This window comes from Streptomyces sp. NPDC046860 (assembly GCF_040645115.1).
GTDB lineage: Bacteria > Actinomycetota > Actinomycetes > Streptomycetales > Streptomycetaceae > Streptomyces.
This window is the reverse complement of record NZ_JBEYXQ010000004.1, coordinates 277028-288931: the sequence shown is the minus strand read 5'-3', so window position 1 is coordinate 288931 and position 11904 is coordinate 277028. Positions and strand designations below refer to the sequence as shown.

14 protein-coding genes and 1 tRNA gene are annotated in these 11904 nt (G+C 73.9%); 10 read left to right on the top strand and 5 right to left on the bottom strand.

The features are described from left to right. Positions 1-233 precede the first annotated feature (233 nt). From ABZ898_RS08840 to ABZ898_RS08815, 6 genes are all read left to right on the top strand, one after another. Positions 234-306, top strand: a tRNA-Arg gene (locus tag ABZ898_RS08840). Positions 307-600: 294 nt separating this feature from the next. Next, positions 601-852 carry a hypothetical protein gene (locus ABZ898_RS08835; protein WP_361654492.1) on the top strand — a complete coding sequence of 84 codons (252 nt, stop codon included), beginning with the start codon at positions 601-603 and terminating at the stop codon, positions 850-852. A gap of 61 nt (positions 853-913) precedes the next feature. Continuing rightward, the gene (locus ABZ898_RS08830) at positions 914-1345 is read left to right on the top strand and encodes a hypothetical protein (RefSeq protein WP_361654489.1); all 432 of its coding nucleotides are present in this window, start codon (positions 914-916) and stop codon (positions 1343-1345) included. A gap of 113 nt (positions 1346-1458) precedes the next feature. Beyond that, positions 1459-1806: a hypothetical protein gene (locus ABZ898_RS08825; RefSeq protein ID WP_361654486.1), complete on the top strand. Its 348-nt coding sequence runs from the start codon at positions 1459-1461 to the stop codon at positions 1804-1806. A 79-nt stretch (positions 1807-1885) separates the two neighbouring features. Continuing rightward, positions 1886-2269, top strand: a complete 384-nt coding sequence (locus ABZ898_RS08820) for a DoxX family protein (protein ID WP_361654484.1) — start codon at positions 1886-1888, stop codon at positions 2267-2269. A 235-nt stretch (positions 2270-2504) separates the two neighbouring features. Beyond that, positions 2505-2807 (top strand): chaplin, encoded by a 303-nt coding sequence (locus ABZ898_RS08815; RefSeq protein WP_361654481.1) that lies wholly within the window; start codon positions 2505-2507, stop codon positions 2805-2807. 95 nt (positions 2808-2902) lie between these two features. Here the strand turns inward: ABZ898_RS08815 and ABZ898_RS08810 are convergent, their stop codons facing one another. The 5 genes from ABZ898_RS08810 to chpG all read right to left on the bottom strand — a co-directional run bounded on the left by ABZ898_RS08810 (position 2903) and on the right by chpG (position 5746). Continuing rightward, positions 2903-3769, bottom strand: coding sequence for a tyrosinase family protein (locus tag ABZ898_RS08810; RefSeq protein WP_361654478.1), 867 nt, complete (start codon positions 3767-3769; stop codon positions 2903-2905). Beyond that, entirely contained in the window at positions 3753-4253 is a 501-nt protein-coding gene (locus ABZ898_RS08805; protein WP_361654475.1) for a tyrosinase family oxidase copper chaperone, read from the bottom strand. The genes ABZ898_RS08810 and ABZ898_RS08805 overlap by 17 nt, the downstream gene beginning before the upstream one ends. Before the next feature lie 99 nt (positions 4254-4352). Continuing rightward, positions 4353-4844: a DUF5949 family protein gene (locus ABZ898_RS08800; protein ID WP_361654472.1), complete on the bottom strand. Its 492-nt coding sequence runs from the start codon at positions 4842-4844 to the stop codon at positions 4353-4355. Positions 4845-5001: 157 nt separating this feature from the next. Continuing rightward, positions 5002-5289 carry a hypothetical protein gene (locus tag ABZ898_RS08795; protein WP_161149687.1) on the bottom strand — a complete coding sequence of 96 codons (288 nt, stop codon included), beginning with the start codon at positions 5287-5289 and terminating at the stop codon, positions 5002-5004. Positions 5290-5506: 217 nt separating this feature from the next. Further along, positions 5507-5746: a chaplin ChpG gene (gene chpG, locus ABZ898_RS08790; protein WP_361654470.1), complete on the bottom strand. Its 240-nt coding sequence runs from the start codon at positions 5744-5746 to the stop codon at positions 5507-5509. Positions 5747-6315: 569 nt separating this feature from the next. Here chpG and ABZ898_RS08785 point away from each other — a divergent pair. Genes ABZ898_RS08785 through ABZ898_RS08770 form a run of 4 tightly spaced genes read left to right on the top strand, consistent with a single transcriptional unit; the run spans position 6316 to position 11854 of the window. Beyond that, entirely contained in the window at positions 6316-7479 is a 1164-nt protein-coding gene (locus tag ABZ898_RS08785; protein WP_361654468.1) for a glycosyltransferase, read from the top strand. A gap of 38 nt (positions 7480-7517) precedes the next feature. Continuing rightward, entirely contained in the window at positions 7518-8888 is a 1371-nt protein-coding gene (locus tag ABZ898_RS08780) for an exopolysaccharide biosynthesis polyprenyl glycosylphosphotransferase (RefSeq protein WP_361654711.1), read from the top strand. Between the two features lie 3 nt (positions 8889-8891). Beyond that, positions 8892-10199, top strand: coding sequence for an O-antigen ligase family protein (locus ABZ898_RS08775; RefSeq protein ID WP_361654465.1), 1308 nt, complete (start codon positions 8892-8894; stop codon positions 10197-10199). Next, positions 10196-11854: a lipid II flippase MurJ gene (locus tag ABZ898_RS08770; RefSeq protein WP_361654462.1), complete on the top strand. Its 1659-nt coding sequence runs from the start codon at positions 10196-10198 to the stop codon at positions 11852-11854. Before ABZ898_RS08775 ends, ABZ898_RS08770 begins: the two co-directional genes overlap by 4 nt. Positions 11855-11904 lie beyond the last annotated feature (50 nt).

Genomic DNA, 11904 nt, shown 5'->3' with positions numbered 1-11904 from the left:
TATGGACATGCCTGCGCGCCGAAGGGACAGACCGGACAGAAGGGAGGACTGGGACGCGAGCCCCCTCCCGGCATAACGAGTGCACAACACCCGGCGCGTCAAGGCGCGAAAGCGATGCATGATTCGTACCCGCCTGCGATTATCTTGACCGCTTCACCGAACCTCCACATCGAGCCACGGAGGCGCGGCGACGGGGTCAAGGAACCGGGAGCTTTATCCTTGACCCGCACCAGGCCCCCGTAGCTCAGTGGATAGAGCAGGCGCCTTCTAAGCGCTTGGCCGCAGGTTCGAGTCCTGCCGGGGGCGCGTGTCCCAGCCCTCCCTGCGGGGAGGGCTTTTTGCTGGTCAGGGGCAGTTTCGGCAGGCGGGGTCCCAGCCGCCCCCCCTGACGATCGCGAGCAGGCTCCTGGGCCGTCCGGGCGTCACCGGGTTGTGGAGGGTGGCCGTGTCGATACGTGTCGAAATTGCGGGGTGCCCGTCAGTCGGCATTCGGCCGCTCGGACACTCCGCAAGGGTTTCCCCCAGGGCGAGGAAGGCAGGCCCCGCGAGACGTCAGCAGACTGGAAAGGCGTGCGCTTGCGCCCGGGTACTGTGCTGGTCGTGTCAGTCGAACATCTCTGTCCACGCTGCGAGCAAGACTACGTGCGGCCCTACCGCTTCAAGGCGGACGGGTCACACCTCACGCTCTGCACCGAGTGTGACTCGTTGTGGTGGCCGCACGAGACGGTCAGCGTCGCGCATGCGCACTTCCTCGACGATGTCGTCGCGGCACGCCTGGGCGTGGAGGGCGATCCGTGGGGTGACCGCGTCTGGGCTGACGTCCTCGAGCCGGAACCTGAACTCCAGCGCTGAAGTCCGCCGCCCTTTGCTCGAGCGCCAATCCGGTCGACCATACGCAGCCTGCAATAAGCCGTTGCCCTCCCCCGACCGCACCCCGAACATGGCCCGCATGAGCAGAGATTGTGAAGTCATCGTCATCGCTCGCGGTGCCGATGACGTGATGCGGCCCCTCACTCAGCCCGATGAGCATCGTCAGTGGCACCAGTGCTTCGAGCCCATCCCCGGCATGGACGCATGGGCCATCGACTTCTGGCGGCTCAACTGGTCAGGTCTGCTGCCTCACTTGGAGCAGTTGCCCTGGCCCATCCCCGGCTCGGTTCAGGTGCTGCTCCGGGATCAGGACGACGAGTGTTTCGGGCTCTGGATGATGCATGAGGGCAAGCTGAAGGAGGTTCCGCTGCCCTGCACCGTCAGGGAGGCCGATGACGTGGCTCCGCTGGGTTCCATGCTCACCCGTACCGACCGGGACGGATGCTCTGCCGCCTCTGCCGCTCCTGCCGCCTGACGGAACCATCCCCGCGCGCAGGCGCGTCCGCCGCGAAACTCCGTGGATCACGCGCCGGAGGCGTCGGTATCGTCACGCCCCCACCGGCCGACCCGAGAGAGCGACGCGACCCCATGCCGACGACCACCACCACCCTCTGGCGCCCCACCGGCCCCGAAGAGCTGCGGCTGGTGCGGGAGTCGGGCTTTCGGGTCTGGCCGCCGCGGCTGCCCGGGCAGCCGATCTTCTATCCCGTGCTGAACGAGGACTACGCGGTCAGGGTCGCGCGGGACTGGAATGTGCGGTTCGACGGCGCGGGGTTCGTCACCCGGTTCGAGGTGGAGTCGGAGTTCCTGCGCCGCTACCCCGTCCAGCGGGCCGGCGGCAGCACCATTCTCGAGTTGTGGGTGCCCGCCGAGGAGCTGGACGAGTTCAACGCGCACATCGTCGGCCAGATCGAGGTCGTGCACGAGTTCCGCTGAGCCGGGACATGTCACAAACGGAGGCCGTCCTCCGTCACATCCCCGGAAGCTGTGTCGACCGGCAAGGGAAGTGGGACGGATGAACCTCGCTCTGTGGATCAGTGCCTGGGTGCTGGCCGTGGTGGCGCTCGTCGGCGGGGTCAGCAAGACCTTCGTAACGAAGGAGAAGCTGGCCGCGGCCCACGGGGGCGGCTGGACCGAGGGGGTGGACGGCCGGAGCGTGAAGGCGCTCGGGGTGCTGGAGCTGTTCGCCGCCGTCGGGCTCGTCCTGCCCGCGCTGGCCGACCGCGCGCCCGTCATGGTGCCGGTGACCGCCGCCTGCTGGGTGCTGCTGATGATCGGCGCGATGGTCACCCACGGCCGCCGCGGCGAGTCCGGCTTCGTGGCCCTGAACCTGGCCTACCTCGCCCTCGCCGCCTTCATCGCCTGGGGACGCTTCGGGCCCACACCCTTCTCCGGCTGAGCGGAGCACGCCGTACGCCTCCGTTCCCGGACCGAAGATCCGAAGGTCCGAAGGCCCGCCGCTGCCACAACTCCCCCACCCCAGGGGACGCCTTCGCCGGGCGCGTACGAGGAGTGATGGGGGAAAGGGTGATCCGCCCCCTACCGCCCGTGACCACCTTCCCCGCGCGCCGTTGTAGAGGAAGTGTGGTGGCCGAAACCTGTCGCCACTCCCCCGAGCTACAAAGGAGAACGTCATGTCTCGCATGGCGAAGGCAGCCGTCGTGGCCCTCGGTACCGGTGCCGTGATGATCGGTGGCGCCGGTCTGGCGCTGGCCGACGCGAACGCCGGGGCCGCGGCCGTCGGCTCGCCCGGTGTGGGCTCCGGCAACGTCGTCCAGGTTCCGGTCAACATCCCCGTCAACCTGTGCGGGAACACCATCAACGTGGTCGGCCTGCTGAACCCGGCCTTCGGCAACACCTGCGCCAACGTCGGTGAGACCGAGCCGGAGCCCGAGCAGCCGATCCAGGAGACGCCCGACTACGGTTACGGCAACTGAGCCTCACCCCCCGCGAAGAGCCCCGGCCCCCTGAGCGCCGGGGCTCTTCGCATGCCCGCTCGGCCTGTCCGGCCTGTCCGGCCTGTCCGGCCGCCTCAGGCGTAGCGGTAGATCCCGCTCACGTCGTCCAGCGAGTCCGGGGTGACGTTCCACGGCGGCATCTTGTCGAACCGGGCGACGACCCGGCCGCGCTGCTTGTCGCCGGGCCCGGGCTGGGTGGCCGGCAGGTAGCGGTGGGTCTTGTGCGCCCGCTGCCAGCGGTACCACTGGTAGTCGACGAAGGCGTGGTGCAGCCAGAACACCGGGTCGTTGACGGAGGCGCCGCCGACCATCGCGCCGCCCACCCAGCGGTGCACCCGGTTGTGGTTGTGCCAGGAGGCGCTGCCGCCGCCGGTCCCCCAGCCTTCCAGCTTGTTGCGGAAGCCCCGGGTGACGGTCGAGTCCCAGGGGGCGACGTCGTACGCCGGGTCGTCCAGGGCCCTCTGCAGGTCGCTCCTGGTGGGCAGTTGGAGGGGGGCGGCGGCGCGCCCGAGGTCGCGGGTGAGGTACTTGCCGTCGGTGACGCCGACCTTGAGGTTCCAGTGTCCGGCGGCGTGGGCGAACGGCCCGGTCGTCACCTGACGGTCGCTCTTGCGTCCGTTGCCGCCGAGGAGGTCCTTCGTCCAGGGCACCGAGGCGGCGGTGCGGTCGCGGGTCCAGTCCCAGTACGGCACGGTCACCGAGGAGTCGACGCGGCGCAGGGACCGCTCCAGGTCCAGCAGGAAACGGCGGTGCCAGGGCAGGAAGGAGGGGGCCATGTGGGCGGCGCGCAGGCCCTTCTCGCCGTCCGCCGTGTAGTAGTCGATGTGCAGGCGGACGAATTCGTCGTACTCGCCGCGCCGTTTCACCTCCAGCAGGGCGTTGACGAAGCGCTTCCGCTCGGTCGCGGTGAGCGTGGCGGCGTTCTTACGCACGTACGCCATGCATGCCCCCCGCCCCGTGTCCCGCGTGCCCGCCGCCGACCGGGCCGGGCGCCAGCTCGCGCAGCCGCTCGCCGGGGCCGATCTCGTCCACGGCGGCACGGGCCGCCGCCAGCGGGGTGGCGTACGAGGTGTAGTGGTCGACCATGCTCATCCAGGTGCCGTCGGCGCGGCGCATCAGGTGCAGCGGGCGTCCGTCGACGCTGACCCGCCACTCGCCCTCGTCCCCGCCGACGGCCGTGCGGCGCGCGTCGGCCGGGACCAGGGAGCCCTGGATGCGGTGGCCCCGGTAGGTCTCGTCGAAGGAGTCGCCCTCCGGGCCCCGGGCCGGGGGCAGCGGCCGGGAGGCGGCGACCACCGGGGCCAGCGCCAGCGCGGCGGCCGAGGCCAGCACCCCGCGGGCCACCTCCCGCCGTGACGGTCTGTCCGCGCCCTCTCTGACCTGCCGTTCCGTTCCCACGGCCACACCGCCGGCACCGACGACCATCACTCACTCCCTAGTCCGCAGTAAGGCTGTCGACATCGGTAACCGTGCCGAGGGGCCCGGGGTCACCGCCCGGAGGCCATCCGGGTAGGCGGACCGGGGTCAGCCGCGCAGACTGCGGGCGGGCAGCATGACGTGGACGGCGGCGGTGAGGGTCTCGTCGGCGCCGGCGAACTCGGCCAGCGCGGCGGGGTCGACCTCGACCCCGGGGCGGCCCTCGGGCCAGGGGCGGGTGGTGAAGACGAGGTAGGCGTGGCCGCGCCGGGCGACGGCGTCGAGCCACTCGGGCGGGGCGACGGCCTGGGCGACCAGCTGGGGCAGCCGGACGACGGCCTGTCCGGCCTCGACGAGCAGGGAGACGGGCAGGCTCGGCCGGGCGGCGCCGTCGACGACGGAGCCGATGGACAGGCCGTTCATGGCGAGCAGTTGGGCGACGGCGGCCGTGGTGGCCTCCGGTCCGCCCTCGGCGTCGCCGAGGGAGTACGCCAGCAGGTAGGGCATGTCCATGCCGTCGGGGGCCTCGCCGCTCCAGGCCAGGACGACGAGGGTGCCGAGGTCCGCGGCGCGGAAGGCTTCGCTTGTGGTTGAGGTCACCGCGCGACCCTATCCACGGGCCGGGGCCCGGACGGGGGGCCGCTCACTCGTCCGGGGGACTGCCGGGAGGTGCTCCACACGATCGGGGGACGCCCGCCTCGAACACGGCAGGAGGGCCGGTCCGCGCGGCGCGGACCGGCCCTCCTGCCACCGGGGCTCAGCTCTGCAGGGGCAGACCGCCGAGCAGCGGGTTGTGCGAGTTCAGGGCGGTGGTGGCGCCCTTGACGGTGCTGAGGACGGAGTCCTTGTTCTCGGTGTTCAGCGCGTCCGACTGGTGCTGCAGCGGCATCACGTCACGCACCGTCAGGCCGCCCTTGGCGATCTGGTCGACGGCACCGTTGACGCTGCTGGGCGTCAGGTCGCCGGAGTAGGCGAACGCGGGGGCGGCGACGCCGGCGAGGGCGACGGAACCGGCCAGGACGGCGGCGGCCTTCAGGGACTTCATGATGTTCCTCTCCTCGGCAACTCGCGTCGCCCCAGGGGATGTCCGACGCCGTGTACAACGAGTCGGGGCCGGGCCGGAAACCCTGTGCGCACAAGACATATGAGATCCCCCTGACGCAAGAGGCGGTCGCAGGGGGCGGCCACACGGAAAAGCGGCCCGGCCGCCCACTCGCGCGGTACGCGCGTGCGGACGGCCGGGCCGAGGGTGCGTGACGACCTCAGTCGTTGACGCAGGTGTTGCCGAAGGCCGGGTTCAGCAGGCCGATGACGTCGATGGTGTTGCCGCAGACGTTGACCGGCACGTGGACCGGGACCTGGACGACGTTGCCCGAGAGGACGCCCGGCGAGTTCGCCGCGACGGCCTGCGCGCCGGAGTCGGCGGAGGCGATACCGGCGCCGCCGGCGACGGCCGCCACGGCGGCGGAGGTCAGGACCAGACCCTTCGCGATACGCGACATGGAGAGGTGCTCCTTGAAATTTCGAGACAAACATCCGGGCGGGCTGCCCGACGCTGTGTCAACGCGTGCCGCCCCGAGTGGTTGTGCCGCCAAAGGGGTGATCTGAACGGCGGCCGCCGGGCCCGGTGCCGTCCGTTCGCGTCGCTGCGCCGCGCGGACCCCCGCGCTCACTAGAGTCGCGGCCCTCTCCTCCGACCAGGTCCGGACGCCGTGCGCGGCGGTCACCGGCACACGCTTCCGGGAGGCACCGTGCCGCGCCGTCGTACGCCGGGCGCGCGGAAGTGGCCGTGCGCGGGTCCTGCGGGCGACGTACCGGAGCGCACGCCGTGCGCCTCGGTCCGTGTACCGGGCCCGCGCCAGGCGCTCTACGCCATGCCGTCCGGGCGGACGCCCGAGGCGGGCCGATCTCGGCCGCGCCACGCGCCGCCGGGGGTGACCAGCCGGGCCACCTGCTCGTTCCCCACCAGGACGCGGCGAGGGCCGGTGTGCTCCTCACCGCGGAGGACGCCCGGCAGCGCGGCGCGGTCCCGACCAGATCCGAGCGCCCCTGTGAGCGAGGTACCCCGCCCATGCACCAGCCAGTTCCCGACGCCCGAGAACGGGTCCTGCATCTCGCGCAGCCCGTCGACGGCGGTGTCGCGCGGGTCGTCCTCGACCTGGCACGGGCCCAGCTCACGGCGGGCGTACGCGTCGTGATCGCCTGCCCGGGCGGGCGGCTGGCCTCGGAGGCCCAGGAGATAGGCGCCGAGGTGCGGCTCTGGCGGGCCACCCGGTCCCCGGGCCCCACGCTCCCCGGCGAGGTGCGGCGGCTGGCCCGCCTGGTCCGGGAGGTGGGGCCCGCACTGGTGCACGCGCACAGCGCCAAGGCCGGACTCGCCGCCCGGCTCGCGCTGCGCGGCCGGGTGCCGACCGTGTTCCAGCCGCACGCCTGGTCCTTCGAGGCCGTCGGCGGGGCCACCGCCGCGTTCGCCCTGCGCTGGGAGCGGTTCGCCGCCCGCTGGGCCGAGCGGGTGGTCTGCGTGAGCGAAGCGGAGCGTACGACCGGCGTGCGCGCCGGGGTGCGCGCCTCGTACACCGTGGTCCGCAACGGCATCGACCTCGACCACCACTCCCCCGCGCCCGCCGCGGCGGCCCGCGCCGGGCTGCCGGCGGCGCTCGGGTCCGGTCCGCTGGTGGTGTGCGTGGGGCGGCTGTGCCGGCAGAAGGGCCAGGACGTGCTGCTGGCCGCGTGGGAGCGGGTGCTGCGCGTGCTGCCGGAGGCCCGGCTCGCGCTGGTCGGCGACGGACCGGACCGGGAGGCGCTCGGACGGCGGGCCCTGCCCGGCGTGCTGTTCGCGGGCGACGTCGCCGACGTGCGGCCCTGGTACCGGGCCGCCGACCTGGTGGTGCTGCCGTCCCGCTGGGAGGGCATGGCGCTCGCCCCGCTGGAGGCGCTGGCCTGCGCGCGGCCCGTCGTGCTCGGCGATGTCGACGGCGCCCGGGAGAGCCTGCCGCCGGAACTCGCCGGGCGCTGCCTGGTGCCGCCCGAGGACCCGGCCGCGCTGGCCGCCGCCGTCACCGGGCTGCTGTCGGACGCGCCGCTGCGCGCCGAACTCGGCGCCCTGGGCCGCCGGCACGTCGTGGCCACGCACGACGTGCGACTGACCGCCGAGCGGATCGCCGGCGTCTACCGCGACCTCCTCGGCCCCCGGCCGTCCGTGTCCTTTGAGTGCAGGGAGTCGACCCACCCGTGACCGCGGAAAGCATCGTCCCCTCCCCCAGCGCCTCCGGCATGGAGTCCGGCTACGCGGGAAGCGCCGTCCGGCCCGTCCCGGGGTTCCGGTTCCCCGCGCGGCGCCCGCACACCCCCGCCCTCTCACCGGTGCCGCTGCTCACCGCCGACCTCGCGGCGGCGCTCGCGGGCGCGGCCGCGCTGGACGTGTCCGTGCGGCGGCCGTTCCTCGTCGTGGCGCTGCTCGGTGCCGCCCTGCTGCTGCGGCCGCGCCCGGCGCGGACGGCGGCCGGCACGCTGGACGAACTCCCCTCCGTCTGGGGCCGGATCGCGGTCGGCTGGCTGGCGCTCGCCGCGCTGGCCGCCGCCCAGGACCCGGCTCATCCCCTGTCCCCGGCCGCGCTGCTGTCCGGCTGGGCGGTGCACGCGGCGGCGGCCCCGGCGGGCCGGGCGCTGGTGCACCGGCGGCGCCGGGTGCTGCGGCTGCGGCAGCCGAGCACGGCGCTGGTGATCGGCCCCGCCGCGACGGCCCAGCGGGTGGCGGCCGCGCTGCTGCGGCAGCCGGAGTGCGGGGTACGTCCCGTCGGCGTCGTCACCGACCACCCGGACGGCAGCGCCGGGCTCCCCGTGCTGACCCTGGGCGAGCAGGTGGAGCGGGCGCTCATCCAGAACGGCGTGGGCACCGTGCTCACCGTCGACCCCGCCGTGCGCACCGAGAAGGGCCCGCTGCTGCGGGCACTGGCCGAATCGGGCTGCACGGTGTGGGAGATGGACGCGGACTGCCCCGCGTACGAGATGCGCGAGCAGCTCGCCGGGTTCTCGGTGCGCCGTCTCGACCTCGGCACCCGGCGGCGCGGCAGCGTCGGCAAGCGGTTGCTGGATCTCGGGGTGTCGGGCGCCCTGCTGGTGCTGGCCGCGCCGCTGCTGCTGGGCTGCGCGCTGGTGCTGCGGTTCAGCCAGGGGCCGGGTGTGGTGTTCCGGCAGGAGCGCATCGGCCAGGACGGCCGCCCCTTCACCCTGCTGAAGTTCCGCACCTACCGCCCGGTGGACGAGCGGGAGTCGGCGACCCGGTGGAGCGTGGCGGACGAGGGGCGGATGAACCCGTTCTGCCGGTTCATGCGCCGGACCTCGCTGGACGAGCTGCTCCAGCTGTGGAACGTCTTCCGGGGTGACATGAGCCTGGTCGGCCCGCGCCCCGAACGCCCGTACTTCGTGACCCAGTTCAGCCAGTGCTACCCCGGCTACGCGGCCCGGCACCGGATGCGTGTGGGCATCACGGGTCTGGCGCAGGTCAGCGGACTGCGCGGGGACACCTCGATCGAGGACCGGGCCCGCTACGACAACGCCTACATCGACAACTGGTCGCTGTGGCAGGACGTCTGCATCCTGCTGCGCACCGCGGCGGCCGTCGTGCGCTCGACCGGGAGCTGACGGATGAGCCTCGTGCTGCCGCTCGGCCGCCCGCGGCACTGGTCCCCGGTGCTGCCGGTGCTCGCCGTGCTCGTGCTGCTCGCGCTGCCCCTCTCCTCCAGCGAGGGGGGCGGCGCGGGCCCGGCCGACGCGGCGTCGGCGCTGGTCGTCGGCGCGTGTGCGGTGCGGCTGCTGCGGGAGCGGGCCCGCCCGCTGACCGCGCGGTCCGCGCTGGTGCTGGGGCTGCCCGTGGCCGGGGCGGCGCTCGCCGCGATGGGCGCCGCCTCCCCGGGCGCCGGGGTCGCCGGACTCGGCCGCTACCTCCAGGTCTTCGTCCTGGTCCCGGCCGCCGTGCTCCTCCTGATCCGCGACCGCCGGGACTTCCGGCTGCTGGCCTGGGCGCTGGTGGGGCTGGCGCTGTGGCAGGGCGGGGTCGGCGTGAAGCAGTACGCCACCGGGACCGGTGCCTCGTACCAGGGCCGGATGATCCGCGCGGTCGGCACCTTCGGGCCGTACGACGTGATGGGCATGGCCACCGTGGTGGCGTTCGGGCTGCTGTGCGCGGTGGGACTGGCGCTGGGCCGGGGACCGGTGCGCGGGCGGGCGGTCGCGGCCGGGTGCGCGCTGGCTCTGCTGGTGCCGCTGGCGCTCTCCTTCAGCCGGGGCGCGTGGATCGCGACCGGCGTCACCCTCACCGCGCAGCTGCTGCTGGCCGGGGTGCGGCGGGCGCTGAAGGTGGGCGCGGCCGTGGTCGCGGCCGGCGTGGTGCTGGTGGGCGGCCTCGGGGTGGGCACGTCGATGCTCCAGGAGCGGATCGACAGCATCACCAAGGTCGCCGACGCCCCCGACCAGTCGGTCACCGACCGGTACACGATGTGGGCGGCCGCCACCGGCATGTGGCGCGAACACCCGCTGACCGGGGTCGGGTTGAAGGGCTTCCCGGAGTACCGGGACAGCCACGCCTCGCTCGCGCTGTCCTCGGGCAGCGACACCGAGGGCGCGGGCGTCGGCTTCCGCAGGCAGCCGCTGCTGTCCCCGCACAACATGTATCTGCTGGTCCTCGCCGAGCAGGGGCTGATCGGGCTGCTGTGTCTCGCGGGCGGCTGGCTGGCCCTGCTGGTGCTCGGCCTGCGCGGCGGCCTTCGGACGGCCCGCCGTACGGGCCGGGGCCTGGACTGCGCGCTGATCGGCTGCGGCCTGCTGCTGTGGCAGCTCGTGGACTTCGCGTACGCGGACATCGGCGGCCCCTCCACCGTGCTGACCGCGGTGTGCCTCGGTCTGGTGGCCTGGTGGGCGCTGGTGGGCGCCGCGACGGACGGGCGGGCCCGATGACGCTGACGCCCGCGCCGGGGCCGGAGACGACCGACTGGAAACCTCCGCCGCCCGAGCCCGAACACGCCCCGGTGACACGGCGGTTCCTCGCCAGGGCCGCCCTGCTCACCGCGTCCCTGTCGGCCGCCGGGGCCCTGCTCGGTCTGGTCCGGGACCAGTCGCTGGCCCGGCTGTTCGGCGCGGGGCGGGACACCGACGCGTTCCTGGTCGCCTGGACGGTGCCGGAGTTCGCGGCCACGCTGCTGATCGAGGACGGGCTGGCGTTCGCGCTGATCCCGGCGTTCAGCGTGGCGCTGGCCCGCCGCGACCAGGGCGCTCCGGGGGACCCGGTACGGGCCCTGGTCGCGGGCACGCTGCCCCGGCTGATGCTGGCCTTCACGGTGGTGGGGGCGGTGCTCGCGGCCGGTGCGCCGCAGCTCGTGCGGGTCCTCGCGCCCGGCCTGCCCGACCCGGCCCTCGCGGTGGACTGCACCCGGCTCACCTCGACGTGCGTGCTCACCTTCGGGCTCGCCGGGTACTTCAGCGCGGCTCTGCGCGCGCACCGGCGCTTCCTGGCCCCGGCCGCGATCTACGTGGCCTACAACACCGGCATCGTCACGGCGATGTTCGCGCTCGGCGGCCTGTGGGGGGTGCGGTCGGCGGCGTTCGGGGTCGCGGCGGGCGGGGTGCTGATGGTCCTCACCCAACTGCCTTTCCTGGTGGCCAGATTACGCGGCCGGCAACCCGAGGAGACGGCTCCGGCCGCCCCCTCGGCCAAGACGCACTCGGTGGACCTGCCGCTGATGGCGACCGTGCTGCTGTTCGCGCTGTGCCGTCAGTCGCAGGTGCTGATCGAGCGGTTCCTCGCCTCCAGTCTGCCGTCGGGGGCCATCTCCCACCTGAACTACGCGCAGAAGATCGCGCAGATCCCCATGACGATGTCGATGATGCTGTGCACGATCACCTTCCCGGTGGTCGCGCGGGCGCTGGCCGAGGGGGACACCGAGCGCGCCCGCGTCCGGGTGGAGCGGGACCTCGCGGTCGCCTCCGGTCTGGTGCTGCTCGGCACGGCGGCGGTCGTGGCCTGCGCGCCCCAGATCGTCCATCTCCTGTTCCAGCGGGGCGCGTTCACCGCCGGGGACACGGCGGCGACGGCGGGCGTGATGCGGGTGTACGCCGTCGGCCTGCTGGGCCAGACGCTGACCGGTGTCCTGGTCCGCTCCTACTTCTCGGCGGGCCGCCCCACCTGGTACCCGCTCGGCGCCATGACCACCGGCGTGCTCGCCACCTGCGCCATCGGCGCGGCCACCGTCGGCACATGGGGCGTCACCGGCATCGCCGCCGCCAACGCCACCGGCATCACCCTCACCGCCGCCCTGCTGCTGTCCGGGATGCGCGACCCCCGGCACGGCAGGCGGCGCGGGGTGCCGATCCGCACCCGGCGCGTGCTGCGCGAGCTGAGCCGCCCGGCGGGCGCCGCGCTCGGGGCCGCCCTGGCCGGGGCCTGGGCGGCGAGTCTGCCCGCCGGGCCGCTCGCCGGGCTCGCCGCCGGGGGCCTCACCGTGACCACCGTCTTCGTCCTCCTCGGCTGGGCCCTGGGCGCCCAGGGCTTCGCATCCGCCGTCCGTTCCGTGACCACCCACACCCGAAGGCTCGCCCATGCCGTCTTCCGTTGAGTCCGAGTCCGCCGTCCGCACCGGCTCCACGGGTCCGGGCGGAGGAAGTC

Coding starts and splice junctions, on each gene's coding strand:
- ABZ898_RS08820 (WP_361654484.1), top strand. CDS start 1,886: ATGAACCTCGCTCTGTGGATCAGTGCCTGGGTGCTGGCCGTGGTGGCG.
- chpG (WP_361654470.1), bottom strand. CDS start 5,746: ATGTCGCGTATCGCGAAGGGTCTGGTCCTGACCTCCGCCGCCGTGGCG.
- ABZ898_RS08780 (WP_361654711.1), top strand. CDS start 7,518: ATGGAGTCCGGCTACGCGGGAAGCGCCGTCCGGCCCGTCCCGGGGTTC.
- ABZ898_RS08770 (WP_361654462.1), top strand. CDS start 10,196: ATGACGCTGACGCCCGCGCCGGGGCCGGAGACGACCGACTGGAAACCT.
- ABZ898_RS08795 (WP_161149687.1), bottom strand. CDS start 5,289: ATGAAGTCCCTGAAGGCCGCCGCCGTCCTGGCCGGTTCCGTCGCCCTC.
- ABZ898_RS08805 (WP_361654475.1), bottom strand. CDS start 4,253: ATGGTCGTCGGTGCCGGCGGTGTGGCCGTGGGAACGGAACGGCAGGTC.
- ABZ898_RS08825 (WP_361654486.1), top strand. CDS start 1,459: ATGCCGACGACCACCACCACCCTCTGGCGCCCCACCGGCCCCGAAGAG.
- ABZ898_RS08810 (WP_361654478.1), bottom strand. CDS start 3,769: ATGGCGTACGTGCGTAAGAACGCCGCCACGCTCACCGCGACCGAGCGG.
- ABZ898_RS08775 (WP_361654465.1), top strand. CDS start 8,892: ATGAGCCTCGTGCTGCCGCTCGGCCGCCCGCGGCACTGGTCCCCGGTG.
- ABZ898_RS08785 (WP_361654468.1), top strand. CDS start 6,316: ATGCACCAGCCAGTTCCCGACGCCCGAGAACGGGTCCTGCATCTCGCG.
- ABZ898_RS08815 (WP_361654481.1), top strand. CDS start 2,505: ATGTCTCGCATGGCGAAGGCAGCCGTCGTGGCCCTCGGTACCGGTGCC.